The organism is Stenotrophomonas sp. YJH_SMC_57, assembly GCF_059369755.1.
Genome location: NZ_JCAFSZ010000004.1, coordinates 150,351 through 177,228, shown reverse-complemented (window position 1 = coordinate 177,228; position 26,878 = coordinate 150,351). Strand labels below are relative to the sequence as shown.

Below are 26,878 nucleotides of genomic sequence, written 5' to 3'. Positions count from 1 at the left end.
TGCAGTGATCAGCGGACAACCCGGATCACGCCACAGGCGATGCGGACGCCGGCATTGCCGGCGGGCTGGCTGCGATAGTCGTCGGCGTTGGCATGCACGACCAGTGCACGTCCGGCGATATCGGTGGCGGCGCCTCCGCCAAGGGTAACCCCCTTGAGGTGGATATCGACGTTGGCGCGGCCCTGGGCATCGGCACGCAGGTTGTCCATGTCGCCCAGGTGGTGCTTGCCGGTGCCGGCGCGGCCATGCGCGGCGCCACCGGGGTTGAAGTGGTTGCCGGCGCTGCTGGCATCCACCGCGCTGCAGTCGCCGCGCTCGTGGATGTGGAAGCCGGCCTGCTGCATCGGCTGCAGGCCACCGACCAGGCCGGTCAGGTGCACGCCACCGCTTTCGGTTTTCAGCACCAGGCGGCCACTGACGATGCTGGCCGAGGCCGGCGCCAGGTTCGCTTCGGCCAGCTGGGCCACAGGCGTGGTGACCACCGGCGGCGGGGTGGGCTGTGACTTCTGCGGCGCGCTGCCACAGGCAGAAAGCAGCACGGCGGCGGACAGCGGCAGGATGGCAGGTGAAAGGCGCATCAGGAACTCCTTGCAGGGAACACTACGGACGGCATCGTCCATGGCGGATCAACAGTTCGGCAAGCGGGCGCGAGGACCGTGTGCACGGGCCGTTCAATGGCTCCCGCGGCGGCGGCCCGCGCCCAGCTTGCGGGTGAGCGTATTGCGGCCCAGGCCGAGCCGCGCGGCGGCTTCGGCGCGGCGGCCATGGGTGATCTGCAGCGCTGCCTCCAGCAGGGCGTGGTCCACCCGCTTGCGCACCTGCGCGTGCAGGCCTTCGGTGCCCTCGGCCAGCTGCCGCCGCGCCCATTCGGACAGCAGCGCTTCCCACTGCCCGGGGTCGGCGCCCGCGCTGTTGCCGCGGCGGCTGCGCGTGCGGTTCAGCGCGGTATCGACGTCGGCAACGCCGATGGTGTCGGCGGCGGCGAGTGCGGCCATGCGCCAGCAGACGTTTTCCAGTTCGCGCACGTTGCCGGGCCAGTCGTGCTCGCGCAGCGCCTGCAGTGCGGCGGCGGTCAGCCGCTTCGGCGGCGTGTCCAGCTTGTGCGCGGCAGCGGCCAGGAAGGTGGTGGCCAGCTGCGCGATGTCCTCGCGGCGGTCGCGCAGCGGCGGCAGCTGCAGGCGCACCACGTCCAGGCGGTGCAGCAGATCGGCACGGAACTTTCCTTGTGCGACCAGGCCTTCCAGGTCCTGGTGGGTGGCGGCGACCACGCGTACATCCACGCGGATCAGCTCGCGGCCACCGACACGGAAGAACTCGCCCTGGGCCAGCACGCGCAGCAGGCGGGTCTGCAGCGGCAACGGCATGTCACCGATCTCGTCGAGGAACAGCGTGCCGCCGTTGGCCTGCTCGAAGCGACCGATGTGGCGGCGCTGCGCACCGGTGAACGCGCCGGCCTCGTGGCCGAACAGTTCGCTTTCCAGCAGTTCGGCCGGAATGGCGGCGGTGTTAAGCGCAACGAACGGCCCCTGTGCGCGCGGCGATTCGCGGTGCAGGGCGTTGGCCACCAGTTCCTTGCCGGTGCCGGTTTCGCCGGTGATGAGCACGGCCAGCGGCGCCTGCGCCAAACGACCGATGGCACGGAACAGCGCGCGCATCGGCGGCGTATCGCCCACCAGCTGCGGCTGCTGGTCGCTGGGCGCGTCGGCCACCGGCGTGGGCGCGGCCAGTGCCGGTGCCACGGCAGGCAGCACGCGCTGGGCCAGGGCCACCGCATCATCCAGATCGAAGGGCTTGGACAGGAATTCGTGGGCGCCGCCGCGGAACGCGCCGGCCGTGCTGGCCACATCGGTGTAGGCCGACATCACCACCACCGGCAACTGCGGCAGCGCGGCTTTCAGCTTGTCCAGCAGCACCAGGCCATCGTCGCCGGGCATGCGCACGTCGGTGAACAGCAGCGCCGGCGCCGGGCCTTCGTTGAGGGCCTTCAGCGCAGGAGCGGCACTGTCGAAATCAACTACCTGGTAGCCCGCCTCGCGCAGCGCGGTGCACAGCACGAAGCGCACGGCGCGGTCATCGTCGACCACCCAGATGCGCTGCGCGGTGGTGGGGGAATCAGACATCGCGCGGGGCCTCCTCGGCCGGGGCGGCGCCGTTGCCGATCGGCAGCAGCAGGGTGAACACGGTATGGCCCGGGCGCGAACGGTAAGTGAGCGTGCCGCGGTGTTCGCGCGCGACCTGCTGGGCCAGCGCCAGGCCCAGGCCGGTGCCTTCGGCGCGGCCACTGACCAGCGGCAGGAACAGGTGCTCGGCCAGCTCCTCGGGCACGCCACGGCCGTCATCGGCGATTTCCAGGCGCAGGGCCAGCGTGTGCAGCTGTTCGGCGATGCGCACGCCGTGCTCGACGCGCGTGCGCAGGGTGATGACCCCGGCGCCGGCCTGGATGGCGTTGCGCACCAGGTTCCACACCGCCTGGGTGAGGCGATCGGCATCGCCATCGAACTCGGGAATGCTGGGGTCGTAGTCGCGCTGCAGGCGCACCGCCCAGCCTGCCTCGCTTTCGGCCAGGCGCAGCACGCGTTCCAGCGAGGCGTGGATGTTCAGTGGTGCATGCGGCGCGGCCGGTGCCGGCGACAGCAGCTGGTCGAGCAGGCCGTTGAGGCGCTCGATCTCCGAGCCGATCAGCTCGATCAGCTCACGTTCGCTGGCATCGCGCTGGGCAGCGCGGCGGGCCAGCAGCTGGGCCGCACCCTTCAGACCGGCCAGCGGGTTGCGCAGCTCGTGCGCCAGCCCCTTCAGCGCCGCGCTGAGCGCGCTGGGCAGGGCCTGGGTCGGGTCCAACCCGGGGAACTCATCGACCGGGTGCGCCTCCAGCAGCCAGCCGCCATCGTCGCGGCGGCTCATCCAGCCCTCGGCGAAGCGCGGCGCCTCGCCAGGCACGGCCAGCGCCAGCCGGTTCAGGCGCAGGCTGTCGCGCTCGTCACGGGCCAGGAAATGGGCCAGTGCCTCGCCCTGCACTTCCAGTGCGGCCAACGGCTGGCCGATCAGGCGGCGGACGCTGACGCCCAGCCAGCGCGCGAAGGCGGGATTGCAGCCGATGATGCGGCCATCGGCCCCGGCCCAGGCCAGCGGCGTGCCCAAGGCATCGAGGGACGGCGGGGGTGCGGGGTCGGACATTGCACCAATGTAGTGCAAAACGCGGGTCCAGCATCAGATCGCATCAAATGCGTCGCCAGCCGTCGCGCTCAGGAATTACGCCGCATGCTTGCCGAGGCGATACTAACGCCTTACGATACTATCGCCACACGTTACCAACATGCCGATCCAATCATTTGCCTGCAAACGTACGCAGGCACTGTTTGATGGCCATCGCGTGCAGAGATGGCGCCACATTGAAGCTGCCGCGCTGCGAAAGCTGGCGATGCTCAACGTTGCGGCCGATCTGCGGGATCTGCGCATACCTCCGGCCAATCGCTTGGAGCCGTTGCACGGAAACCGGTGCGGCCAGTACAGCATCCGCATCAATGATCAGTTCCGGTTGTGCTTCGTCTGGACCCGAGAAGGCCCGGCTGAAGTTGAAATTGTCGATTACCACTGAAGGAGCCGCGCGCATGCGAACCGTCCCCTACCCCGCTCCCGGCGAGATCCTGCTGCATGAATTCCTGGAGCCTTTGGGTATCACCCAGTACCGCCTGGCCAAGGCAATTGGCGTGTCGCAACGTCGCATCGGCGAGATTGTTACCGGCCAGCGTGCCGTGACGGCAGACACCGGACTGCGGCTGTCCCGTTACTTCGGCGTGTCCGACAAGTTCTGGATCGGGCTGCAGGCGGATTTCGATGCGGCGATGACCAAGGAGAAGCTGGCCGAGGTGCTGGCGCGGATCGAGCCTTACAACGCGGTGGCATGAACCTGCCCGGGGTCGGATCCCTTTCCGTCAGGAAAGGGCTCTGACCCCTGCCGCAGGTCGAGCAAGCTCGACCACTACCGGATGCGTGGCCGGGTTACAGCTTCATGTTCAGGCCAACGAACACGCTGCGGCCGGGGGCGGGCGAGAACATCGGGCGGGCGCTGTCCCAGAAGAAGCTGTCGTACCAGGCGTAGGCGTATTCGCGGCCGGTGACGTTCTTCAGCTGAAGGTCCACGCTCCAGCGCGGGTTGATCTGGTACGCGGCGCTGAGGTCGAGCACGGCGAAGCCGCCGAACTTGCCGGCCTCGTTGCGTTCTTCCAGGTAGTAATCGCCCTGCGCGCGTGCCTGCAGGCCCAGGCGCAACGCGTCGCTGGCGCGATAGTCCACACCGAGGTTGCTGATGTGGCGCGGGGTGGCGGCCACTTCCCTGCCCTGCAGCGAAATGCTGGCAGCGCGGTCGTCGCGGGTGATCTTCGCCTCCTGATAGGCGTGCGAGGCCCACACCGTCCAGTCGTCGCCCAACTGCAGGCTCAGCTGCGCATCCACGCCGCGGCGGCGGGTCTTGCCCAGAGTGACCGTGGTACCGGTGGCCGGCATGTTGGACACCTCGTTTTCCGCGTCCTGCTGCCACACCGCCAAGCGCGCCTGGCTGCCATGGAAGGGCTGGAACTTCAGGCCCAGCTCCATGCCGGTGTTGGTGGACGGCTGCACCGGCGCCTGCCCCGGGGTGAGGTAGGCCGGTGCGGTGGAGCCGGTGAGCACCTGGAAGGTGCGGCCCCAGTTGGCGTAGACGTGGGTGGTGTCGCCCAGGCTGTGGATGACGCTCAGCTTCGGCTGGCCGATGGTGCCGTAGTCCTGCAGGCGGCCGCTGACGCCGTTCATCAGGTGCGTGCTGCCACTGAAGCGGTCGACGCGGTAGGCCGGCACGATCTTCCATGCCTCGGCCGGCTGGTAGATGGCCTGCACATAGGCACCCCAGTTGTCGAAGCTGTGGCGGTCGTCGTTCTGCACGCGCGCCGGTGCTTGGCTGAAATCGGTGGGTTCGGCGTAGGCGTAGCGCTCGCGGATATAGCCGTTGTCCTGCTGCTCGTAGTTCAGGCCGCCTTCGACGGTGAGCGCGGGGCTGGCCTGCCAGGTGAGCGTGCTGAGCAGGCCGGTCTGGCGTTCATCCCAGACGCGGCGCTGGCGCGGCAGGTTGCCGCTGGGCAGGTCGCTGAAGGTCACGCGGCGGTCGTCTTCGTAGCGGTTGTAGTACAGCCGCGTGCCGAAGGTGAGCGCGTCGGACAGCTTCAGGTCGACGTGCGAGGCGATCTGCCGCATGTCGCGGTCATCGCCATCGTTGCCGTTGCGCAGGTCGCTGCCACGGCGATGCGCGTGCATTTCGTCAGCGGTCATGAAACCGGGTTCGTCGGCTTCGTGGTGGTACGCGCGCGCGGTCAGGCCCACGCGCAGGCCGTCGTCCAGCGAGCCGTAGAACCATTTGCCGCCCAGCGAGTACTTCTTCGAGGTGTCGTGGTCGCGGTAGCCATCGCTGGCCTGGGTGCCGACGAAGTAGTTCTGCGCGAAGCCATCCGCTTCGCGGCCCACCGCCAGCTGCGCGTCGCGGGTGTTGTAGCTTCCGTAGGCCAGCCGCGCATCGGTGTAGTTGCCGCCCTGGCGCGTGCCGAAGTTCACGTTGCCGCCGATGTTGTGCAGGCCGTAGCGCGGGTCGTTGGTCCCGCGCACCACTTCGATGTAGCTGATTTCCAGCGGGAACAGCATGTCGATGAAGCGCTGGTTGCCGCTGTTGACGTTGCTGGGGATGCCGTCGATGAGGGTCTTGATGGCGTTGAGGTAGCCCTCGCCGTTGAAGGCGCGGAAGCTGACCTTGCCCGATTCGGCACCCTGCCGGGTTTCGGTGAGCTGGATGCCGGGCATCTGCCCCAGCAGCTCCCAGCTGTGCGAGACATTGCGGTCTTCGATCTGGTCCGCGCCCAGCACGTCCACCGAGGTCAGGACCTGGTGGGCGCTCAACTGGCCTTCGCCATGCTGGTGCACCTGCACCTTGCCGAGGGTGAGCGCGGCATCGGCCGACTGTGCGAAGGCTTCAGAGGCGAACGGGGCGGTCGCGAGGGCGGCCACCAGCGTGGAGGTTTTCATGGGGGATGGAAGGGCGCGGATGAAATGTAATCATATAACATTTCACGCGTCTGCCATGTAGAGTCGAGCAGGCTCGACGCTACAAAAGCGGGGTGGAGCGGCGGCTTACACCGGGTAGCCGGTGGCTTCCCTGGCTTTCTTCCATGCGCTTTCGAATTCGCGCGCGGAGATCTCGTCGTCCTCGTCGAAATCGAGGAACGACACCGGCTGGTCGGCCAACAGGAAGCGGTCATCGCTGTGGGCATGCTCGTCGGCCCAGACCATCTTGGTGCCGTAGATTTCCACCTGGCGCACGATCTTCTCGCCTCGCGCTTCCATCAGCACGTTGCCCTTGCCCAGGCCCGATTCGGCCCAGTGCTTGTAGTACTTCCTGGCGGCGGATTTCGCGCCGGATCTTGCGTTGTGTTTTGCGTAGGTCATTGCAGGGGTCCTGGCCGCAGGTGCGGCCGGAAAGTTCGGAATGGCGCCATTATCAGGCATCCGGGGGGCAGATCCCTGCCACCTACTGCGGCAGCGCGACGCCCTTCGGCCACAGCATCCAGATGTTGCCCTTCTGCTTCATGTCACCGGCCAGCTTGCCGGCGGCATCGCCACTGCCCCAGTACAGGTCCGCACGCACTTCGCCGGCAATGGCGCCGCCGGTGTCCTGCGCAGCCACCGGGCGCACCACGGGCGTGCCGTCCGGGCGGGTGGTGGACAGCCACAGCAGGCTGCCCAGCGGCACCACGGTGCGGTCCACGGCCACGCTGTAACCGGCGGTGAGTGGCACGTTCAACGAGCCACGCGGGCCTTCCGGGCTGTCCGGGTTGCGCACGAAGAACACGTAGCTGGGGTTGCTGCGCAGCAGTTCCGGCACGCGCGCGGGGTTGGCCCGGGCCCAGGCACGGATCGCGTCCATGGTGACGTCTTCCTTCTTCAGTTGGCCCTGGTCGACCAGCCAGCGGCCGATGGCGCGATAGGGGTGGCCATTCTGTTCCGCATAGGCCAACCGTACCTGCGTGCCGTCAGCCAGGCGCACCCGGCCGGACCCCTGGATCTGCAGCAGTTGCAGGTCCATCGGATCGGTCAGCCAGGCCAGGACTGGCGCCTTGGCGCCTTTGCTGGCAATCGTGCCGGCGTCGTCATACGGCTTGAGCACCTTGCCGTCGACACGGCCGCGCAGCCGCTTGCCCTTCAACTCGGGGTAGAGGCTGTCCAGCTGCACCACGACCAGGTCATCCGGCGTGCCGTACACCGGCACCGTCGCGGTGGCCGTGCGGGTGAGGCTGCCGGGGTAGATCGGTTCGTAGTAGCCGGTGATCAGGCCATCGGCCTGGTGGCCTCCGGCGCGCAGCGCGTAGACATCGAGGTCGCGCTGCAGGAACTGGCGGATCGCGGCCGCGTCCTTGTCTGAAACGGCTGCTGCGGCGGCGCAGGGCCTGGCCCAGACCGCATCGTTCTTCAGGCGGGTGCAGCTGCTGCGCCAGGCAACGAAGCCGGCCTGCAGATCGCTGTCGGAGACTGGCGGCAGCGCGCTCCACGCGGCCTTGGCATAGGTGGCCGCGGGCGGCGTGACCGGCGTCGGCAATTCGGATCCGGTGCGGGGAGCGGTGGTGGAGCAGCCGGCGAGCACGGCCGCTGCCAGCAGGATGCAGTGCCTGCGCTTGAAGAAGGTGGCGGAATCGATCATGCCGCCATGGTGGCGGGCCGGCCGCTGGGCGGCAACCCAGCGTGGGGTCAAGCGTTCATGCGCGTGGTCACGGCATCTGCAGCAGCAGCGAATGCAGGATGCGCGCGTCTTCGGCATCCAGCGTCTTCGGCAGGTCGTCGCGGCCACGGAAGCGGCGGTGGAAGGCGGCGACGGTGGCGTCGCGGTTGTCCAGCGGATAGCCGAAGCGGGCCAGCGCGTTCCACGCATCGAAGCCTTCCGGTGCGGCACCATCGGCGGCGCGCGGCCAGACGCCGAAACCGGCCTCGGCCAGCTGTTGCCACGGGAAGAACCGGCTGGGGTCCTGCTTGCGCGTCGGCGCCAGGTCGGCATGGCCGATCACCTGGCGCGGCGGAATGTTGAGGCGGGTGGTGAGATCGCGCAGCAGCACGATCAGCGATTCGATCTGCGCCGCGCTGAACGGGCTGCGGCCATCGTTGTCGAGCTCGATGCCGATCGAGGCTGAATTGAGATCGGTGATGGTGCCCCAGCGCCCGGCCCCTGCGTGCCAGGCACGGCGCTCATCGGCCACCAGCTGGTAGCGATGGCCATCGGCACCGATCAGGTAGTGCGCGCTGACCGGCCCACCACTGTTGGCGGTGCGCAGCGTACGCAGGCTCTGCTGCACCGATTTCTGCTCGGTGTGGTGGATGACGATGATGACCGGCGTGCGCGCGTTCTGGTTGGGTGACGGCACCCAGGTGGCGAGCGGGTTGTGGGTTTCCTGCGGCGTGGAGGCGCATGCGGCCAGCAGCAGGCAGGCCGAGAGCATCAGGGCGGTGCGGGTCGGGTGCATGGCCCGATTGTGCGCGATCAGGCGCGATGATGCATGCCGCCGTGCCGAGCAAGCTTGGCATCCACCAGAGAGGATGCGGTAGATCCACGCCATGCGTGGATGGGCTACCCGCTGTGCCGACCAACGGTCGGCACCCACCAGGGCAGGAGCCGTGCCAGGCAAGCCTGGCCCCCACCAAACGCAAAGGCGGCCCCGCAGAGCCGCCCGCCATTACCTCAGGCCTCGTAGGCGGACTCGCCATGCGAAGTGACATCGAGGCCGGTGCGCTCCGCTTCCTCGGTGACACGCAGGCCGACCACGCTGCGCACCACCAGCAGGATCAGCGTGGTCACCACCGCCGACCACAGCACGGTGAGGCCGACGCTGACCACCTGCACCCACACCTGATGGGCAATATCCAGATCAGCCTTGGTGCCGCCCAGCGACTGCGCACTGAACACACCGGTGAGGATGGCACCGACGATGCCGCCGACACCGTGCACGCCGAACACGTCAGCGGTGTCATCCACCTTCAGCAGGCGCTTGAGACCGGTCACGCCCCACACGCAGACCACGCCGGCGACGAAACCGATCACGATCGCGCCAAGCGGACCGACCGTACCGCAGGCAGGGGTGATGCCGACCAGGCCGGCCACCGCACCCGAGGCGGCGCCCAGTGCCGACGGCTTGCCCTTGCCAATGGCTTCCACCAGCGTCCAGCCCAGCACGGCAGCGGCGGTGGCCAGCACGGTGTTGAGGAAGGCCAGCGAGGCCACGGTATCGGCCGCAGCAGCGGAGCCGGCATTGAAGCCGAACCAGCCCACCCACAGCAGCATTGCGCCGATATAGGTGAACGGCACGTTGTGCGGCTTCAATGCGGTCTGGCCATAGCCCAGGCGCTTGCCGACGAACCACGCAGCCACCAGGCCGGCCACGCCGGCATTGATGTGGACCACGGTGCCACCGGCGAAATCGATCGCACCCAGTTCACCGAGGTAGCCACCGCCCCAGACGATGTGCGCCATCGGGATGTAGCTGAGGGTGAACCACATCGCCGAGAACAGCAGCACCGCGCGGAACTTGATGCGCTCGGCGAAAGCACCGACGATCAGCGCGGTGGTGATGCCGGCGAACGTCGACTGGAAGGCGACAAACAGGTAGTCCGGCAGGCCCTTGATCGGCGTGTTGCCGACCGAGTCGGGGGTGAAGCCCTTGAGGAAGGCGAATTCGGTGAACGAACCAAAGAACGGATTGCCGGCACTGAACACCGCGCTGTAGCCATACGCCACCCACAGCAGCAGCACCAGCGAGAACACCACGAGGATCTGGCTGAGCACCGACAGCACATTCTTCGAACGCACCAGGCCGCCATAGAACAGGGCCAGGCCCGGTACCACCATCAACAGCACCAGCAGGGTGGAAGTGAGCATCCACGCGACGTCGCCGCGATCATAGGCGGCAGCCGCTTCGGCCACGGCAGGTGCGGCGGTCGCCGCAGCCGGGTCCTGCAACGACTCAACCGCAACGGTTTCGCTGGGCAGCGGTGACACCTGGGCCTGGGCGTGGGCAGTACCCGGCCATGCCCCGGCGGCCAGCGCGCTGAGCAGCATCAACAGGCACACGATATGGAACCGGGCTTGCCACCCGGTGAGAAGGCGCATCTTCATGGGGGAATCTCCGGAAGGGGGATTACAGCGCGTCGGCACCGATCTCGCCGGTGCGGATACGAATGACCTGTTCGACGGCGGTGACGAAGATCTTGCCGTCACCGATCTTGCCAGTACCTGCCGACGACTGGATCGCCTCGATCACCGCATCGGCACGCTCGTCGGTGACTACGGTTTCGATCTTGATCTTGGGCAGGAAGTCGACGACGTACTCGGCGCCGCGATACAGCTCGGTGTGGCCCTTCTGGCGGCCGAAGCCTTTCACTTCGGTCACGGTGATGCCCGACACGCCTGCATCGGAGAGGGCCTCGCGGACCTCGTCGAGCTTGAACGGCCGGATGATGGCGGAGATCAGTTTCATGCGCATGTCCCGAGGGTGGATGGGGCCAGCGCGCCAGCGCGCGTTGGCATCAGGCAACCACGGGCCATCAGGATGATGGCCGTGGCTGTTGCACCGGACACGTACAGGGCCGGGACGGCCGTGCCTCTCTCCTTGCACGACCGACGCGGGAGGGAGGGCGGCCCTGGCGCGTATCCGGTCTCTCTTGCCCCTGTTTCAGCGGGCTGACAGTCCGCTCTACCGCAGCGGGCCAGCGGCCCGCTCTACCACGGCAGGCCGGGCCCGCCGCGCGGCTCCCCAGCCGCGAAGACCGAAGCGATGGCGGCGGGTGGGAGGGGGAAGCCCGCCGCCATCGCCGCCGGTCAGCTGGCGTAGTACAGCTGGTACTCCAGCGGGTGGGTGGCCGCGCGGAACTTGGTCACTTCCTGCATCTTCAGCGCGATGTAGCCGTCGATGAAGTCATCGCTCATCACGCCGCCGGCCTTCAGGAACTCACGGTCCTTGTCCAGCGCTTCCAGCGCCTGGTCCAGCGAGGAGCAGACCTGCGGGATCAGCTTCTCTTCTTCCGGCGGCAGGTCGTACAGGTCCTTGTCGCTCGGTGCGCCCGGGTCGATCTGGTTCTTGATGCCGTCCAGGCCGGCCATCATCAGCGCGGTGAAGGTGAGGTAGCCGGACTGGATCGGATCCGGGAAGCGCATTTCGATGCGGCGCGCCTTCGGGTTGGACACCCACGGAATGCGGCACGAGGCCGAACGGTTGCGCGCCGAGTAGGCCAGCATCACCGGGGCTTCGTAGCCCGGCACCAGGCGCTTGTAGCTGTTGGTGCCCGAGTTGGCGAAGGCATTGATGGCCTTGGCGTGCTTGAAGATGCCGCCGATGTACCACAGCGCCAGCTGGCTCAGGCCGCCGTAGCCGTCACCGGAGAACAGGTTGGTGCCGCCCTTGGACAGCGACTGGTGCACGTGCATGCCGCTGCCGTTGTCACCGACGATCGGCTTGGGCATGAAGGTGACGGTCTTGCCGTTGCGGTGCGCGACGTTTTTGATGACGTACTTCATGCGCAGCAGTTCGTCGGCCTTCTGCACCAGGGTGCTGAACTTGGTGCCGATCTCGCACTGGCCGGCGGTGGCCACTTCGTGGTGCTGCACTTCCACTTCGATGCCGACCTGTTCCAGCGTCTTGCACATTTCAGCGCGCAGGTCGTGCAGGGTGTCGGTCGGCGGGACCGGGAAGTAGCCGCCCTTCACGCCCGGGCGGTAGCCGCTGTTGGCGCCGTCATACTTGGCGCCGCTGTTCCACGCCGCTTCTTCCGAGTCGACCTGGAAGAAGGTGTGGCCCATTTCATTGGCGAAGCGGACCGAGTCGAAGATGAAGAATTCCGGCTCCGGGCCGAAGAACGCGGTTTCGGCGATGCCGGAGGACTTCAGGTAGGCCTCGGCGCGCTTGGCGATGCCGCGCGGGCAGCGGCCATACGGCTGCATGGTGGCCGGGTCGAGGATGTCGCAGCTGATCACGATGGTCGGATCGGCGTAGAACGGGTCGACGTAGGCGCTGGCGGTATCCGGCAGCAGCACCATGTCCGACTCGGCGATGCCCTTCCAGCCGGCAATCGAGCTGCCATCGAACATCTTGCCTTCTTCGAACAGCGACGGCTCGACGATGCTGACCGGGAAGGTCACGTGCTGTTCGACACCACGCATGTCGACAAAGCGCAGGTCGACGAACTCGATCTGGTTGTCCTTGATCAGCTTCTCAACGTTTTCCACGGACATCGGTACGACCTCGGATGGGGATGAATGCCTGCTGAGGTACAGCAATGACCGTGCCAACTTTTCAATGATTGCAAGTCATTGATTTTAAAAAGGGCGTCCCGTCGCGGTGCAAAACGCTGCGCACCAAACGGGTGCACCCGCCACCAGACGCACCCGTTTGGTGCAGCGGGGATCGTCTATCCTCTCGACCTTCTTCCTTCCGCCGCGCGTGCACGCACCGTCCATGTCCGACCTGCTCTCCGCCCTGCTGCTGGGCATCCTCGAAGGCCTCACCGAATTCCTGCCGATCTCCAGCACCGGCCATCTGCTCATCGCCCAGCACTGGCTTGGGGCCCGCTCGGACTTCTTCAACATCGTCATCCAGGCCGGCGCGATCGTGGCCGTGGTCCTGGTGTTCCGCCAGCGCCTGCTGCAGCTGGCCACCGGCTTCAACCAGCGCGAGAACCGCGACTATGTGTTCAAGCTGGGCGCCGCCTTCCTGGTCACCGCCGTGGTCGGCCTGGTGGTGCGCAAGGCCGGCTGGTCACTCCCGGAGACGGTCAGCCCGGTGGCCTGGGCCCTGATCATCGGTGGCGTCTGGATGCTGCTGGTGGAGGCCTACACCGCACGCCTGCCCGACCGCGACCAGGTGACCTGGACGGTGGCGATCGGCGTGGGCCTGGCGCAGGTGGTGGCCGGCGTGTTCCCGGGCACTTCGCGCTCGGCCTCGGCGATCTTCCTGGCCATGCTGCTGGGCCTGAGCCGCCGTGCGGCCGCCGCCGAATTCGTGTTCCTGGTCGGCATTCCCACCATGTTCGCGGCCAGCGCCTACACCTTCCTGGAAATGGCCAAGGACGGAACGCTGGGCAGCGAGAACTGGACCGACGTGGGCGTGGCGTTCCTTGCCGCAGCCGTCACCGGCTTCGTCGTAGTGAAGTGGCTGATGGGCTACATCAAATCGCACAGGTTCACCGCCTTCGCCGTTTACCGCATCGCGCTGGGCGCGGCGCTGCTGCTGTGGTTGCCCTCCGGCAGCTGAACAGCGCCGGGGCACGCTGACCCCATTGCCGGCCCCACCCCGTTTCCCTCACGGTTCCCCAAGGAGAATCACCATGAACCGCAAGCTCACCCTGCTCCTCCCGCTGGCCCTGATGGCCGCCTGCAGCCAGACCCCGGCCCCGGCCGGCACCGGCGGCGACGACGTGGCCCCGGCCGCGGCCAAGGCAGCAGACCAGCAGACGCTGGCGCACCTGGATGCGCAGCGCCTGCAGAGCCAGCACTGGCTGCTGCAGCAGGCCACCGGCGCCGACGGCAAGCGCATCGATGCGCTGTTCGCCCGCGAAGACAAGCCGGTCACCCTGGACTTCGCTGATGGCCGCCTGTCGGTCAGCAACGCCTGCAACCACATGGGCGGCAGCTACAGCCTGGCCGACGGCAAGCTGACCGTGGGCGCGATGGCGTCGACGATGATGGCCTGCACCGACAACGCGCTGATGGCGCTGGACGAGGCCGTGTCGAGCCGCCTGCAGGGCGAGCTGAAGGCCGAGCAGGATGCCAATGGCGCGCTGACCCTGACCACCGCCAAGGGCGACGTGCTGGTGTTCAACCCGGAACCGACCGCTGAAACCCGCTACGGCGGCGCCGGCGAAACCGTGTTCCTGGAAGTGGCCGCCAAGACCGAGAAGTGCTCGCACCCGCTGATCCCGGACTACCAGTGCCTGCAGGTGCGTGAGGTGAAGTTCGACGACAAGGGCCTGAAGCAGGGCGAGCCGGGCAAGTTCGAGAACTTCTACGGCAACATCGAGGGCTACACCCACGAAGACGGCGTGCGCAACGTGGTGCGCGTGAAGCGCTACGAAGTGAAGAACCCGCCGGCCGATGCGCCGTCGCAGGCGTACGTGCTGGACATGGTGGTCGAGTCGGCCGTCGAGAAGAAGTAAGACGACAGAAGGGCGGCCGAGAGGCCGCCCTTCTTCATGGTCGGTAGGGCCTGCCGCTGGCCGGCTGCCCTGCGCGGCACCGCCAACACACGGAGGTTGCCGGCCAGCGGCCGGCACTACCCACTTGCATCGGGAGATCGGCATGAAGCACGTCCCCGTCCTCATCATTGCTGGGCTGCTGGCCGTGTCCGCGGATGTGGCCACTGCCCGCACGCCCAGCAACGATCGGCTTGAAGCACATCTGTGGCAACTGGCGCGCGCCACCGACGCGCAGGGCCGGCGCATTGACGCGTTGTTCGTCCCGGGCCACGCGCCCTACACGCTGCGCTTCCAGTCCGGCTTCATGAGCGAGCTGAACCTGTGCAACCACGCCAGCAGCCAGTACCAGCTGCAGGGCAACCACTTGTTCCTGCGCAACAGCGTGCAGACCACGGCCGAGTGCATCGATCCGAAAATGACCACGCAGCAGAAGCGCGCGCGAATGCTGATGCACGGCGGAGGGGCGGCACCGATGCTCGAGCTGGGCGAGCGGGGCACGCTGACGGTGCGCAACGCGCAGGGCGATACCGCGGTGTTCGAACCGGCATCGCCGCAAGCGGATGGAAGGTAGAGCTGGCCGCTGGCCAGCATCTTCCCTGTGTTGCCGCCGTTTCCTGCAGCAGCCGGCCAGCGGCCGGCTCTACCCAATGTGCCGCTCAGCCCAGTGCGGGGTTCAGCGTGTAGGTTCCGTGCAGTGCCGCTTCGGCCAGTACGTGGCCGTGCATGGCCCGATACGCATCGGCAGCGGTGAAGCGTGCCGGCAGCTCCAGCGAGGCCACGTCCAGCGCGAACACGCGGAAGAAGTAGCGGTGCACGCGCTCGTCGTTGAAGGGCGGATAGGGACCGTCGTAGCCCAGGTAATCACCGGCCATGTCCGGATTGCCGGCAAACCAGCCGGTGAAGTCGTTCAGGCCCTGGCGGCTGCCGTCCGGGCCGGCCGGTGCCGGCTTGCCCTTGACCACGAAGCCGTCGCTGCAGCTGCCGGCGGCAATCTCCTGCACCGTGGCCGGGATATCGGCCATCACCCAGTGCACGAAATCGCAGCGCGGCTGGTCACGCGGCACGCTCATGTCGCTGCGGCCGACCGTGTCCGGCACGGTCGGCACGTCCGGGTCCACGCACACCAGCAGGAACGAACGGGAGCCGGCCGGCGCCCCGCTCCAGGCCAGGTGCGGGTTGCGGTCCGGGGCGAAGCCGTTGGCGTCGCCGGCGGCGAACGCGCGGTCGATGGGCGCGCCGTGGGTCAGGCTGTTGCTGCTCAGCTGCATTGCACTCTCCTCACTCTTCCGGGTAACCCAGGCGCACCGCAACCGGGGTGAGCTGGGCGAAGGCGGCGCTCATCACGTCGCGGTAGTTGCGCCAGTGGCCGGGCGGCAGGCGCGGAGCGCCCAGCTGCGCAGCCGGCGGCATCGGCCGCTCGAACAGGCGGCCCAGCAGTTCGGCCATCGCATGCGGATCATTGCCGATCTGGTCGATGCGCAGCAGCACGTGCGGATACAGGTCTTCCTCGTGCAGCGTGGCGACCTGGGTCAGCGCGCGGGTCAGCCATTCGCTGGCTTCGGCCAGGGAGGTCATCGCCAGCGGTGCGGCGGCACCGTAGGCCACCCAGTCCAGCAGCATGTCGCGCGGATCACGCAGCACCAGCAGCAGGCGCCCCTGCGGCAACTGCGGGCGCAGCGCCCACAGCAGGGCGTTGTCCCACCACAGCAGCCAGTCGATCACGGTGTCGCTCTGCAGGCCACGCGCCGGCAGCTGTTCGCGCCAGCGCTGCACCAGCCGCTCCGGCGTCAGCACACCCGACGCCAGATCCTGCAGCGTGTTGAAGTTCTGGAAGGCGTCATCAGGTGGCGTGTTGGTGTAACGGTCGCTGCGCAGCACCGGGCTGGCGGCGGCCAGGCCGGTCGCCACGCGCTCCACGCCCGAGCCGGGCGCGCCCCACAGGAAGATCGGTGCGGAACTGGCATCGCCATCGATGCTGCCCTTGTCCGGCCAGCTCGGCGGTGCCTTGGCCTGCGGCGGCAGCGGCAAGCGCTGCGGCGCCTGCTCGGCCTGCAGCGACATCCAGGTGCGCAGCGCTTCCTGCGGCTGCCCGGCGCGATCCTGGATCTCGCCCAGCCAGGTCCGCAGGTCGGCACGGTGGGCCTCCGGTGCCTGCTCGATCAGCGCCTGCACGCGCGCGACCGCCGCGGCCGGGTCGCGCTGCAGCAGCCCTTCGACCAGCCGGGTTTCGCCGCTGACGCGGCCCGGTTCCAGGCTGACGATGCGCTCGGCGATCGCCTCGGCCTGCGCGCGCTCGCCCACCATGTCGTGCAGGCGCAGGCGCGCTTCCAGCGCCGGCAGGTGCGCCGGCATCGCCGCCATCCAGCGCTCGACGGCCGCCACTGCGCCTGCGCTGCCCACCTGCTCGATGGCCAGCCGCGCCAGCCACACGTCGTGCAGCTGGTCATGGGCTTCCAGCACTGCATCCAGGCGTGCGCGCGCTTCATCCTCGCGGCCCAGGCGCTGCCACGACATCAGCAGCAGCTGCAGCACCTGGCGGTCTTCCGGCTGGGTGTCCAGCAACGGCAGCAGATGGTCCAGCGCCTGCAGCGGCTGGCTGTTGCGCAGCGCCAGCTCACCGGCCAGGCGACGCATCGCCGGCACGTCCAGCTCCGGCTGCTGCAGGGCGACCTGCACGGCTTCGGCCGCAGCCGGCACGTTGCCCTGGCGCAGCGCCAGCTGCACCACCAGGCCGTGCAACGAGGACAGTGACGGGTTCAGTTCCAGCACGCGGCGGAACGACTGCTCGGCGAATGCCAGCATGTCCTTGCCCAGATACGCGAAGCCCAGTGCGTACAGCACGCGGGTATCGTCCGGCAGCGCCTTGCTGGCGGCCGACAGCAGTGCCAGCGCACGGTCGGCATCGCCACGGCGCAGCGCGACCATGCCGTCGATGGTCAGCAGTTCCGGATGCTCCGGTTCCACGCGCCCGGCCAGGGTCGAGAGGCGCTGGGCTTCGTCGAAGTCGTTGCGGCCGATCGCCAGGTGCGCCTGCATCAGGTAGGCGGAGAAGGCGTTCGGATCCAGGCCAGTGGTACGCAGCAGCGCCTCGTCGGCGCCTTCGAACTGGCGCAGTGCCAGCAGCAGGCCGGCGTGCTGCAGGTGCAGCTGGGCGTCGTCCGGGGCCAGCCGCAGCGCCTGCTGCAATGCCTCCATCGCGGCTTCGGCGTTGCCCTGCTGCTGCAGCGCAAGCGCCAGCCAGCGGTGGGCATCGGCCAGGCCGGGTTCGTCACGGGTCCACGCCTGGGCCAGCTGCACGGCCTGGTCGGCCTGGTTCTGGCGCAACGCTTGGATGATCTGGTCTTGCATGGCAGTCCGCTTCAAGTGCAAACCGGCATTGTAGCGGGCTGCGTGCCGCTGCCGGTTCAGGCCTGCAGGACCCGCTGCAGGCGTTGCGCAACCCAGCGCTCGGAGAAGCCATCGCCCCGCCAGTTCTCGATGAAGCCGCAGTGGCCGCCCCAGCAGGCGGTTTCCAGGTGCGCCTGGCGCGGCAGCTGCCAGTTGTTGAAGGTCGTATACGGAATGACCGGGTCATCCCGTGCCATCAGGATGTCGGCCGGCACCTGCAGCGTGGACAGGCGGTCGCCGGCAATCGAATAGCCGTCGAAGTACGCCTGCAGCGAGCCGAAGCTGGTGTGGCGCTCGACCAGCCAGGCAGTCAGTGCGCGGATGTCCAGCTTCAGCACGCGGTCGTCGCAGTCGCTCAGCTCGGGGAACAGGTCGCGCTTGCGGCGCAGCGAACCGGCCCACTTGCGGCGGAAGTACCAGTCGTACATCGCCGGGCCGTTCTCGATGCTTTCCATGGTCAGTGCCGGGTCCAGCACCGGGCAGACCGAGGCCACGCGCTGCAGCGGCACGCCGGCGGCCGGCGCGCGCAGGGCCAGGCGCAGCACGAAGTTGCCACCCAGCGAGTAGCCGGCCGCCACCAGCGGCAGCTGCGGCCAGCGCTGGGCGATATCGCCCGCGGCATGCACCACTTCGTCGATCAGGTTGGAGTGGAAGATGCCGCGGTTGAGATGATGGGTGTTGCCGTGGTCGCGGAAGTTCAGCCGCACCACGTCGAAGCCCTGTTCCAGCATGCGCGCGGCGGCCATGCGCATGTAGCTGGATTCGGCACTGCCTTCCCAGCCGTGCAGCAGCAACGCCATGCCTTTGGGTTCGCGGCCTTCGACATGGCTGTGCCAGCCCTGCAGGCGCACGCCATCGCCACCATCGAGGATCAGTTCCTCGCTGACCGCACCCGTGGCCGCGAGCAACAGCAGGCCGCGCTGCAGGCGCATGCGGCTGGAGCTGAGCATCGACTGCAGATGCGGGTTGCGCAGCCAGCGAGGCGGCTGGTAGTCAGCCGCATGCAGCGTCGGCGTGCCGGCGTCCAGTACAGGTGGCGGGATCAGGGCCACCGTGCGCTCACCCCGCGCTCATGGCCGCCACGATGCGCGCGCGCGAGGTTTCCGCGATGCGCCGACGGCCTTCCAGGTCCTGCGCACCGATCGGTGCCAGGAAGTGCACTTCCGCACGTCGCGCCGGCTCACCGAGCAGGCGCAGGAAATTGGCGAAGAAGCTCTCGCCGGGGCCGAACGCGACGATGGTCTGTGCGTCGCCCTTCACGCCGTACACCAGTGCCACCGGCTGCACCGGTACGCCGGTCTCGACCGCGGCCTGGAAGATGCGGGCATGGAACGGCCCCACTTCGTGGCCGCCGCGGGTGCGTCCTTCCGGGAACACGCCCACCGCCTTGCCTTCGCGCAGGCGGTCGGCCATCACCTGCATCACCCCACCGAGCGATTCGGTATTGCCGCGCTGGTGGAAAATGGTCTGGCCACGCGCGGCCAGCCAACCGACCAGCGGCCAGCTGGCGATCTCGCGCTTGGCGACGAAGCCCATCATGCGCTGGCTGTGCAGGATGCAGATGTCGACCCAGCTGACGTGGTTGGCGACGAACAGCACCGCGCCGGGCAGCGGCTGGCCGATCTGCGCCAGGCGGAAGCCGAAGATCCACATCAGCCCGCCCTGCCACCAGTTGACCACCTTGGCGCCGAAGGTGGCGTCGCCCACGCGCAGTTCGCCCCACGGCGGCAGCATGCCGATCAGGATGAGCGGCAGGAACACGATGATGTGGACCAACAGCAGCGGTACGCGGTACAGGTAACGGCACACACGCGCCACGCCGCCACGGGGGGCCGGAGTGGGGGAAGTCATCCGCGCACGATACCGGAGGGCCGTCATCGCTGCCAGCCGATTTAGGCCATAACACCGATCGACCGGGGCAATCGGCGGGGAACGCTGGGTTCCGCCGCCGTCAACGCGCCTGCCAGGGGCTCAGCCGTGGCCGGCGGCCACCACCGCCAGGGTCAGCCGCGAGATGCATACCAGGCGGCCCTGCTCGTCCTCGATGCGGATCTCCCACAGCTGGGTGCTGCGGCCCACGTGCAGCGCGCGGGCGGTGCCGGTGACCGTGCCCGAGCGGACCGCACGCACGTGGTTGGCGTTGATCTCCAGGCCCACGCAGATCTGCTTGCCGGTCTCCACGCACAGGTTGCCGGCGCTGCTGCCCAGGGTCTCGGCCAGCACCACCGAGGCGCCGCCGTGCAGGATGCCGTAGGGCTGGCGGGTGCGTTCATCCACCGGCATGGTGGCCTGCAGCCAGTCCTCGCCGGCCGCACTGAAGACGATGCCCAGGGATTCAATCGCCGTGCTGCGGCTGAGCGCGTTGAGCTGCTCGATGGAAACGGCTTCGCGGAATACCTGGGCCATGCGGGTACCTTCAGAGGATGGGAACGAGGCCGGCGCCGAATGCGGTCAGCATGCGCACCAGCAGCCACTTGGGGCCGACGTTGACTTCGGGGAAGTCGCCGACGGCGACGTAGCAGGTGTGGAAGGCCGGGTCCTGCCGCGGCAGCGGCTGCGGGCACTCCGGGCCGGGCTTGAATTCGTAGTCGGTGGCATAGCGCCAGGGCCAGAAATCGAGGATCGGCAGCGCTTCGGACGCCTTGCCGACGCTGTAGTTCAGGCCCGACAGCACCGGCGGCTTGGCCCGTGGCGCCACCGTCCAGGAGTTCTGCGGATGGGTATCGCGCAGGATGCTCTGGGCCAGCTGCTCGGCAAACACCGGGTCATCGATGATCACCGCGCCTTCGGTGTTGTAGTTCTCGCTGCGCGGATCGAAGTTGTGGGTGCCGACCACCCCGATGCGGCGGTCGACCACCAGCGACTTCGCATGCAGGCCCATGCGCGCGCCCTTGCGGGTGACCGGCAGCGGCTTGTTGACCGCCTTGCTGCCGAGGAACGACGGCCGCGTCTCGGTACGCAGCAGGCGCGTCTCCACCTCGCTGCCAGCGGCGCGGCGGCGTTCCCGCGCATTCTGGTAGGCGCTGCCGGTGCGCGGGTGGTTCACCACGGCCTGCTGCTTGCTGGCCGGTAGCGTGCGCCCGGTGCTGCCCCCTCCGGCATTGCTGCCGGCGGCACTGCCGCCGAGCAACGGATTGCGCCCGCCCTCGTCCTCGCCGTCGGGTGCGGTGATCGGGTCGGGCAGCAGGTTGCGGTAGTCGACCGGTGCATCCAGCGGGAACGGCTTGTATTCGAAGATGTTGAAGCCCAGTTCGCGCATGTTGCGCCGCTTGTACTTGTACGACAGCGCATACACGATCGGGTTGTCGGTGGCGGCCAGGCTGTTGCTGGACACCACCACGCGCGGGGGCTGCGGGCGCTTGCGCAGCTCGCGGAACAGTTTCTGCGCCGGCTTGGACAGCACCAGGTAGGGCGTCTGCAGGATCACTTCCTTCTGCGCGCTGGCAATCAGTGCATCCAGCTGCGGTTCGGTCACGTGCTGGCCGGCCAGCGGCGCGTCGGGCTGCTCGCGGCGGTGCTTGCGCGGCAGGTCGGCCACGTAGCGCACCGAGGCCACCGGCAGCGCGGTATCGACGAAGGAACGGGTGACGAACTCGTTGTCGTTGGCCTCGGCGCTGACCCGCTGCACCCGTTCCGGGCGGCGGAAGGTGGCCGGCGGCAGGGTCGGCACTCCCTCGCGCAGCAGGGTGCGGCCGACGTCGTTCAGGCGTTCGGCCGGCACACTGCGGTGGGCGCGCCAGAACGCATCGAAGTTGGCCGCCATCGCACGTGCTTCCGGGCCGGCGATCAGCACGTCGCGGTCACGGAAGTTGTACTCGCGGTCCCAGTCGTAATAGTCGTCCTGGTAATTGCGGCCGCCGACCACGCCGATCGCATCGTCGATCACCAGCAGCTTGTTGTGCATGCGCTGGTTGAAGCGGCGGAAGCAGCACAGCACGCTGCCGGCGTAGTCGAAGTAGTTCAGCCGGGCCTTGCCAAACGTCGGGTTGTAGACCCGCAGCTGGAAGTTCTGGTGCGCACCGGACAACGCGCCGAGGATCTGCAGGTCGGAGATCGCCGAGAGCTGGTCGATCAGCACCCGCACCTTCACCCCGCGGCGCGATGCGGCCAGCAGCTCGTCGATGACCAGCCGGGCGCTGTCGTCCTTGTCGAAGATGTAGGTCTGCAGGTCGATGCTGCGGGTGGCGCTGCGCAGCAGGTTCAGGCGCGCCACCAGGGCACCTTCGCCTTCATCCAGCAGGGTCGCGTAGTGACGCGGCCGTTCCGGGGTGGATTCGGTGAACGCGCGGCCGGCCAGCGCCCGCAGCGGCGAGTCCTGAGCGCAGCGGTCGGCACGCTGGCAATCGACCACGGCCGAGCGCGCCTGCACGGCGATCGCTTCGGCACGGTCGCGCTCGGCATGCGAGAGCGATGCACAACCGCTGCCCAGCAACACGGTTGCCAGCGCCAGTACACGCAGCAGAAGGTTCACGGTTTCGGCGCCTCGCTCAGGCGCGCACGCAATACGAAGGTCACTCGGTCACTCAAGGCAAGCTGCCAGCTGTCCATGCCATACCGGCCTCGCTGCACGGTACCGCGGCTGACGACGTCGCAATCATAGCCGGGTCGGGCGCACTCCGCCTTCTCGACCTTCAGTTTCTCCGGGTGGCTGATCCCGCGCAGGGTCAGGCGGCCATCAATGTCGCCGCCGTTTTCCACGGTTTCCGGCCAGTACGGCAGCGAGTCGAACTCGACCACTGGATGACGGCCGGCATCGAAGAATTCCTCGCCCCGCATCCAGCCGGTATAGCGCGCCTTGCCCGGGATCTCGACCGAGCGCGTGAACATCTTCAGGTGCACCTGGTGCCGGCCATCGGAAAGGATCTCGATGCGGCCCTCGAAGTGCGGGAACACGCCTTCGATGCGTTGCCCGAACCGGGTGCGCACCTCGAAGCCGATCTGCGAACGCGCGGTATCCAGGCGCAGCATGCGCGGGGCTTCGGCCGCCACCGGCGGCAACGGGGTTGGCGGCGGCACCACGGCCCAGGCCGGGCCCAGTGCCAGCAGCGCGGGCAGCAGCAAGCGGCCGCGCCGCGCCAGGCTCATCGGATCACGGCCACCAGAACGCGTTCAGGCTGGCCACACCCGGTTCGATCGCGGCCTCGCGCGGGAAGCCGAGCACGGCGATGCCGGCCGGCGGCATGCCGCGATAGTCGCTGCTGCTGCCGTCGGTCATCAGGGCCACCAGCTGCTCCAGGCCCGGGTTGTGGCCGACGATCAACACCCGGTCCAGGTCACGACGCTCGTCCACCAGCGCCGCCAGGGTACCTGGAGTGGCTTCGTAGATACGGTCTTCCAGGCGCTTTTCGACATAGCCGATGGCCGTCATCACCGCTTCCAGGGTCTCGCGGGTACGTCGCGACGGCGAGCACAACACGCAGTCCGGCAGCAGGTTGTTTTCTTTCAGCCACTTGCCGGCGGCTTCGGCTTCGGCCAGCCCCACCGGCGACAGCGGCCGGTCGAGGTCGGCCTGGCCGGGGGTGGCCGGTTCGGCATGGGCATGGCGCAGCAGGATCAGTTCACGCATCGCGGGTTTCCATGAAGAAGAGGATGCAGCAGGAAAAGTGACGCCGATATCAAAGCTTCAGCCAGGACAGCAGGGGCTCCCAATCGGCCTGGTGTTCACGCACCTGGGCCGACCGGTAGTCGAACAGGCTGCGGCCGAGGCCGGTCATGACCACATAGCTCTGGCTGTCACGCAGCTGCGCGACCACCGGGTAGGGCCATTCGGCCAGCATCTGCAGGGCCTGCTGCGAAGTCTGGGTCCAGGGCTTGGTACGGTTCAGGACCAGCCCGACCGGCAGCTTGCGGCTGTGCACCCGCGGGCTCTGGGCCAGGCTGTTGAGGAAACCGACGATGGCTTCGATGTCCAGCGCCGAAGGCAGCACCGGCACCACCACCGCGTCGGCAGCGTCAAGGAAATGGGGGATATCGTCGGCCAATGCACCCGCCGGCGCATCGATGATGACGGTTTCGGTGCCGTCGGGCAGCTTCTGCGCCCACTGCTTCTTCCGATGCACATCGATGGGGAGCACCGCGCTTTCCAGCCCGGCACGCCGTTGTGCCCAGCGGGTGCTGGAGCCCTGCGGGTCGGCATCGGCGATCACCGTGGCCTTGCCCTGCAATGCCGCGTACGCGGCCAGGTGGGTGGCGATGGTGGTCTTGCCCACCCCGCCCTTGGAACCGGCCACCAGGATCGTCTTCATGCCAGCCTCGCTTCCGGGTACGTGCCCCGAGCGTACACCGGCGGTGGTGACGGGAGGTAGCGCCGCGCTGAACCTGTGCCGCTTGCCTTTGCTATCGTGGCGCCCCCGAAGGATCGAACCGGCATGAGCGAGCTGCAGGACCTGAGCGCACTGATCCGCGCCAACACCCCCCTGATCGTGATCGAGACCCAGGACGAGGGCCGCATCGTCGAGCTGTTCCGGCAGACGCTGATGCACGTGTGGCGGGCGCTGCACCGCTGGTCGATCACCGAGGGCCTGCGCCGCATCGACTTGGACAGCGAAGACCCGCCGGTCGGCCCCCCCGATGCCAGCGCAGCCCTGCAGATGATCCGCCAGGCGGACCAGCGCGGGGTCTACCTGCTGCTCGATTTCCACCCCTACCTGGGCTATGCCAGCCACCAGCGCGCGCTGCGCGACCTGATCCAGCGCCGCCACAGCGAGCCGCACGTCCTGGTGCTGATCGGTGCGAAGGTGGAACTGCCGGCCGAGCTGGAAGCGCTGGCGGTGCGCTTCAACCCGCGCCTGCCCGATGCCAATGCGCTGTTGAAGATGCTGCGCGAGGAGGCCGACGCCTATGCACGCGAGCACGGCGGACGCCGCGTGGAAGTCGACAGCGAGGCGGTGAAGAAGATCCTGAAGAACCTGCAGGGCCTGAGCCTGGTGGATGCCCGGCGCATCGCGCGCCAGCTGATCTACGCCGACGGCGCGCTGCGCGACGACGACCTGCCGCAGCTGGCACGGCTGAAGTTCGAGCTGCTCAACCGCAGCGGGCACCTGTTCTTCGAGCATGACAGCGCGCGCTTCGGCGACGTGGCCGGGGCCAACCGGCTCAAGCGCTGGATCAACCAGCGGCGGGTGGCGTTCATCGCCGGCTCGGCACCGGCCGGGCTGGACCCGCCGCGCGGCATGCTGCTGCTGGGCGTGCAGGGCTGCGGCAAGTCGATGCTGGCCAAGGCCACCGCCGCCGGTTTCGGCGTGCCGCTGCTGCGCCTGGACGTGGGCGCGCTGTACAACAAATACCACGGCGAGACCGAGGCCAACCTGCGCCAGGCGCTGGCCTCGGCCGAACAGCTGGCACCGTGCGTGCTGTGGATGGACGAGATCGAGAAGGGGCTGGCAACCGGTGGCGAGGACGGCGGCGTGTCGCGCCGCGTGCTTGGCTACCTGCTGACCTGGATGGCCGAGCGCAAGGCGCCGGTGTTCATCGTCGCCACCGCCAACCAGGTGCACGAGCTGCCGGCCGAACTGCTGCGCAAGGGCCGTTTCGACGAAATCTTCTTCGTCGACCTGCCCACCCCGGATGTCCGTGTGGAACTGCTGCGACTGCACCTGGGCCGGCGCCAGCTCAACGCCGATGACTTCGCACTGCCGGCGCTGGCCGCGGCGGCGAACGGTTTTTCCGGTGCCGAGATCGAACAGGCGATCGTGGCCGGCCTGTATGCAGCGCATGCGGAAAGCCGGCCGCTGGATACCGAGCTGCTGATGACCGAGATCCGCGCCACGCGGCCGCTGTCGGTGCTGATGGCCGAACAGGTGGAGGCACTGCGCGCATGGGCGTCGGGGCGGACGGTTTCCGCGGACGACTGAGGGGTTTCCCGCGAACGGCGCAGCCCCTCGTGGCGGGTTGGCCGTGAACATCAAAAGCCGCGCCTGGCCGGGCGGGGTGGGTTCGCGGGGGACGCCGTGAACCCCCTCCGGGGCCCGGCCCAGCCGCTGGCGGCTGTGCGTTCGGGCGCTCGCGAAGCAGTGCTTCGCAGGCAAAGCGCCCTCACCCCTGGGGGCTTGGCCGCGGCATCCATGCCGCGGACACCCCCGCGAACCCACCCCGCCCGTCCTCTGACAATTTCCGAGTGCGTCCGCCACGGAAAAGAAAAAAGAAGGTCAAAAGCAAAGCCGGTTGGCTGGCCGCCTCTTGTAGAGCCGAGCCCACGCTCGGCTGCATTTCGATCAGATATCGAATAATCGATTCCGATGCAGATTCATCCACGCATGGCGTGGATACCGTGTCGACCAAGGTCGACACCTACCCACAGCTGCGAGAATCTGTCGAAGGCGGGGCACTGTGGGTTTGCGGGGTGTGAGCCGCATGGATGCGGCGACCAAGCCCCCATGGATGGGTTTACGGCGTCCCCGCAAACCCACAGTGCCCCGCCATCCCACGGGAAGGCCGCTGTTGCTGTTGCTGTTGCTTGGGCTTTGGCCGTTGCCTCTGCGGGTGCCGGGTGCAACCCGGCCGAACCCCTTCCTCAGGGCCAGGCCGGCGGCGCGGCCACCCACGCCTGCTGCACCTCGGCCAGCGACGCGCGCTCATCCTCGCGCCAGTGCGGCAGCAACTGCGCAAACTGCGCCGTGCTGCTCCACTGCGACGGCTCGGTCCGCACCGCGGCCGCGTACCACTGCACCGCCTCCTGCTTCTGCCCCAACCGCCACAGCGCCAGCGCATAGGTCGGCGGCACCCAGCTGGGCTTCGTGCGCGCATTGCCCGCCGAGGCCAGCCACTGTTCCAGGGCCGCCTCCGGCTTGCCCTGGCGAAGCAGGTCCCAGCCGTAGTTCCAACGCACGCTGCGGCCACTGCTGCTCTGGGCCGGCGCCTCTTTCATGGCCTCGCCATACAACTGCTCGGCCAGCTCGCCACGGCCCTGTGCACCGGCCACCATCGCCAGCTGCACCGTGGCTTCAACGGCACGCCTGCCACGTTCACGCAGCTTGAGCAGCTGGGCGACCAGCTCATCGCCCTCGCCCTGCACCGCCACCATCGGCGCAGCGGCCGGATCGCTGTCGAAGTAGAACTCCTGAGGGGCCGGCAACGCCGGCGCCGCCCACGCTGTGGCCGCTCCCGAGGCCAGCAGCATGCTGGCCAGGATCTTTCCTGGAACTGACATCCCTTCTCCCCAGGCTGCAATCGCAGCCTCCCTCTCTCTCTGTCCGATCCTAACCCCAGCAGCGGCGCGGGCGCGAGTGCCGGGGGCATTACGGGGGCG

General features: G+C 68.3%; 26 protein-coding genes. 6 read left to right on the top strand and 20 right to left on the bottom strand.

The window, feature by feature from the left end; translation table 11 throughout:
- Window positions 1-8 precede the first annotated feature (8 nt).
- The 3 genes from AC5P7U_RS06595 to AC5P7U_RS06585 form a co-directional block, all read right to left on the bottom strand.
- Window positions 9-578, bottom strand: coding sequence for a superoxide dismutase family protein (locus AC5P7U_RS06595; RefSeq protein WP_308309427.1), 570 nt, complete (start codon window positions 576-578; stop codon window positions 9-11).
- A gap of 93 nt (window positions 579-671) precedes the next feature.
- Complete coding sequence (gene ntrC, locus AC5P7U_RS06590) at window positions 672-2,120, bottom strand: nitrogen regulation protein NR(I) (RefSeq protein ID WP_495220898.1); 1,449 nt, start codon at window positions 2,118-2,120, stop codon at window positions 672-674.
- Window positions 2,113-3,174, bottom strand: a complete 1,062-nt coding sequence (locus tag AC5P7U_RS06585; protein WP_495220897.1) for a two-component system sensor histidine kinase NtrB — start codon at window positions 3,172-3,174, stop codon at window positions 2,113-2,115. Before AC5P7U_RS06585 ends, ntrC begins: the two co-directional genes overlap by 8 nt.
- A gap of 139 nt (window positions 3,175-3,313) precedes the next feature.
- On the opposite strand from AC5P7U_RS06585, the gene AC5P7U_RS06580 reads away from it, so the two are divergent.
- Complete coding sequence (locus tag AC5P7U_RS06580; protein ID WP_495220896.1) at window positions 3,314-3,595, top strand: type II toxin-antitoxin system RelE/ParE family toxin; 282 nt, start codon at window positions 3,314-3,316, stop codon at window positions 3,593-3,595.
- A gap of 13 nt (window positions 3,596-3,608) precedes the next feature.
- Window positions 3,609-3,905, top strand: a complete 297-nt coding sequence (locus AC5P7U_RS06575; protein WP_108767277.1) for a HigA family addiction module antitoxin — start codon at window positions 3,609-3,611, stop codon at window positions 3,903-3,905.
- A 94-nt stretch (window positions 3,906-3,999) separates the two neighbouring features.
- Here the strand turns inward: AC5P7U_RS06575 and AC5P7U_RS06570 are convergent, their stop codons facing one another.
- The 7 genes from AC5P7U_RS06570 to glnA form a co-directional block, all read right to left on the bottom strand.
- Window positions 4,000-6,045, bottom strand: coding sequence for a TonB-dependent receptor (locus AC5P7U_RS06570; protein ID WP_495220895.1), 2,046 nt, complete (start codon window positions 6,043-6,045; stop codon window positions 4,000-4,002).
- A gap of 105 nt (window positions 6,046-6,150) precedes the next feature.
- The gene (locus tag AC5P7U_RS06565) at window positions 6,151-6,465 is read right to left on the bottom strand and encodes a hypothetical protein (RefSeq protein ID WP_197563701.1); all 315 of its coding nucleotides are present in this window, start codon (window positions 6,463-6,465) and stop codon (window positions 6,151-6,153) included.
- Between the two features lie 82 nt (window positions 6,466-6,547).
- Window positions 6,548-7,714 carry a murein transglycosylase A gene (gene mltA, locus AC5P7U_RS06560; protein ID WP_495220894.1) on the bottom strand — a complete coding sequence of 389 codons (1,167 nt, stop codon included), beginning with the start codon at window positions 7,712-7,714 and terminating at the stop codon, window positions 6,548-6,550.
- 67 nt (window positions 7,715-7,781) lie between these two features.
- Entirely contained in the window at window positions 7,782-8,528 is a 747-nt protein-coding gene (locus tag AC5P7U_RS06555; RefSeq protein WP_312560593.1) for an N-acetylmuramoyl-L-alanine amidase, read from the bottom strand.
- 215 nt (window positions 8,529-8,743) lie between these two features.
- On the bottom strand, window positions 8,744-10,174 hold the full coding sequence (locus AC5P7U_RS06550) for an ammonium transporter (protein ID WP_495220893.1): 1,431 nt from the start codon (window positions 10,172-10,174) through the stop codon (window positions 8,744-8,746).
- 22 nt (window positions 10,175-10,196) lie between these two features.
- Entirely contained in the window at window positions 10,197-10,535 is a 339-nt protein-coding gene (locus AC5P7U_RS06545; RefSeq protein ID WP_004134334.1) for a P-II family nitrogen regulator, read from the bottom strand.
- Window positions 10,536-10,876: 341 nt separating this feature from the next.
- Entirely contained in the window at window positions 10,877-12,286 is a 1,410-nt protein-coding gene (gene glnA, locus AC5P7U_RS06540) for a type I glutamate--ammonia ligase (RefSeq protein ID WP_004153533.1), read from the bottom strand.
- A 223-nt stretch (window positions 12,287-12,509) separates the two neighbouring features.
- On the opposite strand from glnA, the gene AC5P7U_RS06535 reads away from it, so the two are divergent.
- The 3 genes from AC5P7U_RS06535 to AC5P7U_RS06525 all read left to right on the top strand — a co-directional run bounded on the left by AC5P7U_RS06535 (window position 12,510) and on the right by AC5P7U_RS06525 (window position 14,815).
- Entirely contained in the window at window positions 12,510-13,304 is a 795-nt protein-coding gene (locus AC5P7U_RS06535; protein ID WP_495220891.1) for an undecaprenyl-diphosphate phosphatase, read from the top strand.
- Between the two features lie 73 nt (window positions 13,305-13,377).
- Window positions 13,378-14,205: an META domain-containing protein gene (locus tag AC5P7U_RS06530; RefSeq protein ID WP_495220890.1), complete on the top strand. Its 828-nt coding sequence runs from the start codon at window positions 13,378-13,380 to the stop codon at window positions 14,203-14,205.
- Between the two features lie 142 nt (window positions 14,206-14,347).
- Window positions 14,348-14,815 (top strand): META domain-containing protein, encoded by a 468-nt coding sequence (locus AC5P7U_RS06525; RefSeq protein WP_004153530.1) that lies wholly within the window; start codon window positions 14,348-14,350, stop codon window positions 14,813-14,815.
- An 85-nt stretch (window positions 14,816-14,900) separates the two neighbouring features.
- Here AC5P7U_RS06525 and AC5P7U_RS06520 read toward each other — a convergent pair whose 3' ends face one another.
- The 9 genes from AC5P7U_RS06520 to AC5P7U_RS06480 form a co-directional block, all read right to left on the bottom strand.
- Window positions 14,901-15,512 (bottom strand): YbhB/YbcL family Raf kinase inhibitor-like protein, encoded by a 612-nt coding sequence (locus AC5P7U_RS06520; RefSeq protein WP_414554860.1) that lies wholly within the window; start codon window positions 15,510-15,512, stop codon window positions 14,901-14,903.
- Between the two features lie 10 nt (window positions 15,513-15,522).
- Window positions 15,523-17,592 carry a tetratricopeptide repeat protein gene (locus AC5P7U_RS06515; protein WP_164241557.1) on the bottom strand — a complete coding sequence of 690 codons (2,070 nt, stop codon included), beginning with the start codon at window positions 17,590-17,592 and terminating at the stop codon, window positions 15,523-15,525.
- 56 nt (window positions 17,593-17,648) lie between these two features.
- Window positions 17,649-18,683 (bottom strand): YheT family hydrolase, encoded by a 1,035-nt coding sequence (locus AC5P7U_RS06510; RefSeq protein ID WP_197563706.1) that lies wholly within the window; start codon window positions 18,681-18,683, stop codon window positions 17,649-17,651.
- A 7-nt stretch (window positions 18,684-18,690) separates the two neighbouring features.
- On the bottom strand, window positions 18,691-19,482 hold the full coding sequence (locus AC5P7U_RS06505) for a 1-acyl-sn-glycerol-3-phosphate acyltransferase (protein ID WP_197563707.1): 792 nt from the start codon (window positions 19,480-19,482) through the stop codon (window positions 18,691-18,693).
- A gap of 120 nt (window positions 19,483-19,602) precedes the next feature.
- Window positions 19,603-20,037: a hotdog fold thioesterase gene (locus AC5P7U_RS06500; RefSeq protein ID WP_004153521.1), complete on the bottom strand. Its 435-nt coding sequence runs from the start codon at window positions 20,035-20,037 to the stop codon at window positions 19,603-19,605.
- 10 nt (window positions 20,038-20,047) lie between these two features.
- Window positions 20,048-22,102, bottom strand: a complete 2,055-nt coding sequence (locus tag AC5P7U_RS06495; protein ID WP_004153520.1) for a phospholipase D family protein — start codon at window positions 22,100-22,102, stop codon at window positions 20,048-20,050.
- Window positions 22,099-22,716 (bottom strand): YceI family protein, encoded by a 618-nt coding sequence (locus tag AC5P7U_RS06490; protein ID WP_004153519.1) that lies wholly within the window; start codon window positions 22,714-22,716, stop codon window positions 22,099-22,101. The genes AC5P7U_RS06495 and AC5P7U_RS06490 overlap by 4 nt, the downstream gene beginning before the upstream one ends.
- A gap of 4 nt (window positions 22,717-22,720) precedes the next feature.
- Window positions 22,721-23,197 (bottom strand): SixA phosphatase family protein, encoded by a 477-nt coding sequence (locus AC5P7U_RS06485; protein ID WP_004153518.1) that lies wholly within the window; start codon window positions 23,195-23,197, stop codon window positions 22,721-22,723.
- A gap of 49 nt (window positions 23,198-23,246) precedes the next feature.
- Window positions 23,247-23,876 carry a nucleotide-binding protein gene (locus AC5P7U_RS06480; RefSeq protein WP_308309083.1) on the bottom strand — a complete coding sequence of 210 codons (630 nt, stop codon included), beginning with the start codon at window positions 23,874-23,876 and terminating at the stop codon, window positions 23,247-23,249.
- A gap of 123 nt (window positions 23,877-23,999) precedes the next feature.
- Between AC5P7U_RS06480 and AC5P7U_RS06475 the strand changes: the two genes are divergently transcribed.
- A complete protein-coding gene (locus AC5P7U_RS06475) occupies window positions 24,000-25,484 on the top strand; it encodes an AAA family ATPase (protein ID WP_040006739.1) in 1,485 nt (494 codons plus the stop codon).
- Window positions 25,485-26,143: 659 nt separating this feature from the next.
- On the opposite strand, the gene AC5P7U_RS06470 is transcribed toward AC5P7U_RS06475, so the two are convergent.
- The gene (locus AC5P7U_RS06470; protein ID WP_197565072.1) at window positions 26,144-26,779 is read right to left on the bottom strand and encodes a tetratricopeptide repeat protein; all 636 of its coding nucleotides are present in this window, start codon (window positions 26,777-26,779) and stop codon (window positions 26,144-26,146) included.
- Window positions 26,780-26,878 lie beyond the last annotated feature (99 nt).

What these genes read in the sequence shown, in the direction of transcription:
- AC5P7U_RS06595 (WP_308309427.1), bottom strand. Translation starts at nt 578, where the DNA reads ATGCGCCTTTCACCTGCCATCCTGCCGCTGTCCGCCGCCGTGCTGCTT.
- ntrC (WP_495220898.1), bottom strand. Translation starts at nt 2,120, where the DNA reads ATGTCTGATTCCCCCACCACCGCGCAGCGCATCTGGGTGGTCGACGAT.
- AC5P7U_RS06585 (WP_495220897.1), bottom strand. Translation starts at nt 3,174, where the DNA reads ATGTCCGACCCCGCACCCCCGCCGTCCCTCGATGCCTTGGGCACGCCG.
- AC5P7U_RS06580 (WP_495220896.1), top strand. Translation starts at nt 3,314, where the DNA reads ATGCCGATCCAATCATTTGCCTGCAAACGTACGCAGGCACTGTTTGAT.
- AC5P7U_RS06575 (WP_108767277.1), top strand. Translation starts at nt 3,609, where the DNA reads ATGCGAACCGTCCCCTACCCCGCTCCCGGCGAGATCCTGCTGCATGAA.
- AC5P7U_RS06570 (WP_495220895.1), bottom strand. Translation starts at nt 6,045, where the DNA reads ATGAAAACCTCCACGCTGGTGGCCGCCCTCGCGACCGCCCCGTTCGCC.
- AC5P7U_RS06565 (WP_197563701.1), bottom strand. Translation starts at nt 6,465, where the DNA reads ATGACCTACGCAAAACACAACGCAAGATCCGGCGCGAAATCCGCCGCC.
- mltA (WP_495220894.1), bottom strand. Translation starts at nt 7,714, where the DNA reads ATGATCGATTCCGCCACCTTCTTCAAGCGCAGGCACTGCATCCTGCTG.
- AC5P7U_RS06555 (WP_312560593.1), bottom strand. Translation starts at nt 8,528, where the DNA reads ATGCACCCGACCCGCACCGCCCTGATGCTCTCGGCCTGCCTGCTGCTG.
- AC5P7U_RS06550 (WP_495220893.1), bottom strand. Translation starts at nt 10,174, where the DNA reads ATGAAGATGCGCCTTCTCACCGGGTGGCAAGCCCGGTTCCATATCGTG.
- AC5P7U_RS06545 (WP_004134334.1), bottom strand. Translation starts at nt 10,535, where the DNA reads ATGAAACTGATCTCCGCCATCATCCGGCCGTTCAAGCTCGACGAGGTC.
- glnA (WP_004153533.1), bottom strand. Translation starts at nt 12,286, where the DNA reads ATGTCCGTGGAAAACGTTGAGAAGCTGATCAAGGACAACCAGATCGAG.
- AC5P7U_RS06535 (WP_495220891.1), top strand. Translation starts at nt 12,510, where the DNA reads ATGTCCGACCTGCTCTCCGCCCTGCTGCTGGGCATCCTCGAAGGCCTC.
- AC5P7U_RS06530 (WP_495220890.1), top strand. Translation starts at nt 13,378, where the DNA reads ATGAACCGCAAGCTCACCCTGCTCCTCCCGCTGGCCCTGATGGCCGCC.
- AC5P7U_RS06525 (WP_004153530.1), top strand. Translation starts at nt 14,348, where the DNA reads ATGAAGCACGTCCCCGTCCTCATCATTGCTGGGCTGCTGGCCGTGTCC.
- AC5P7U_RS06520 (WP_414554860.1), bottom strand. Translation starts at nt 15,512, where the DNA reads ATGCAGCTGAGCAGCAACAGCCTGACCCACGGCGCGCCCATCGACCGC.
- AC5P7U_RS06515 (WP_164241557.1), bottom strand. Translation starts at nt 17,592, where the DNA reads ATGCAAGACCAGATCATCCAAGCGTTGCGCCAGAACCAGGCCGACCAG.
- AC5P7U_RS06505 (WP_197563707.1), bottom strand. Translation starts at nt 19,482, where the DNA reads ATGACTTCCCCCACTCCGGCCCCCCGTGGCGGCGTGGCGCGTGTGTGC.
- AC5P7U_RS06500 (WP_004153521.1), bottom strand. Translation starts at nt 20,037, where the DNA reads ATGGCCCAGGTATTCCGCGAAGCCGTTTCCATCGAGCAGCTCAACGCG.
- AC5P7U_RS06490 (WP_004153519.1), bottom strand. Translation starts at nt 22,716, where the DNA reads ATGAGCCTGGCGCGGCGCGGCCGCTTGCTGCTGCCCGCGCTGCTGGCA.
- AC5P7U_RS06485 (WP_004153518.1), bottom strand. Translation starts at nt 23,197, where the DNA reads ATGCGTGAACTGATCCTGCTGCGCCATGCCCATGCCGAACCGGCCACC.
- AC5P7U_RS06480 (WP_308309083.1), bottom strand. Translation starts at nt 23,876, where the DNA reads ATGAAGACGATCCTGGTGGCCGGTTCCAAGGGCGGGGTGGGCAAGACC.
- AC5P7U_RS06475 (WP_040006739.1), top strand. Translation starts at nt 24,000, where the DNA reads ATGAGCGAGCTGCAGGACCTGAGCGCACTGATCCGCGCCAACACCCCC.
- AC5P7U_RS06470 (WP_197565072.1), bottom strand. Translation starts at nt 26,779, where the DNA reads ATGTCAGTTCCAGGAAAGATCCTGGCCAGCATGCTGCTGGCCTCGGGA.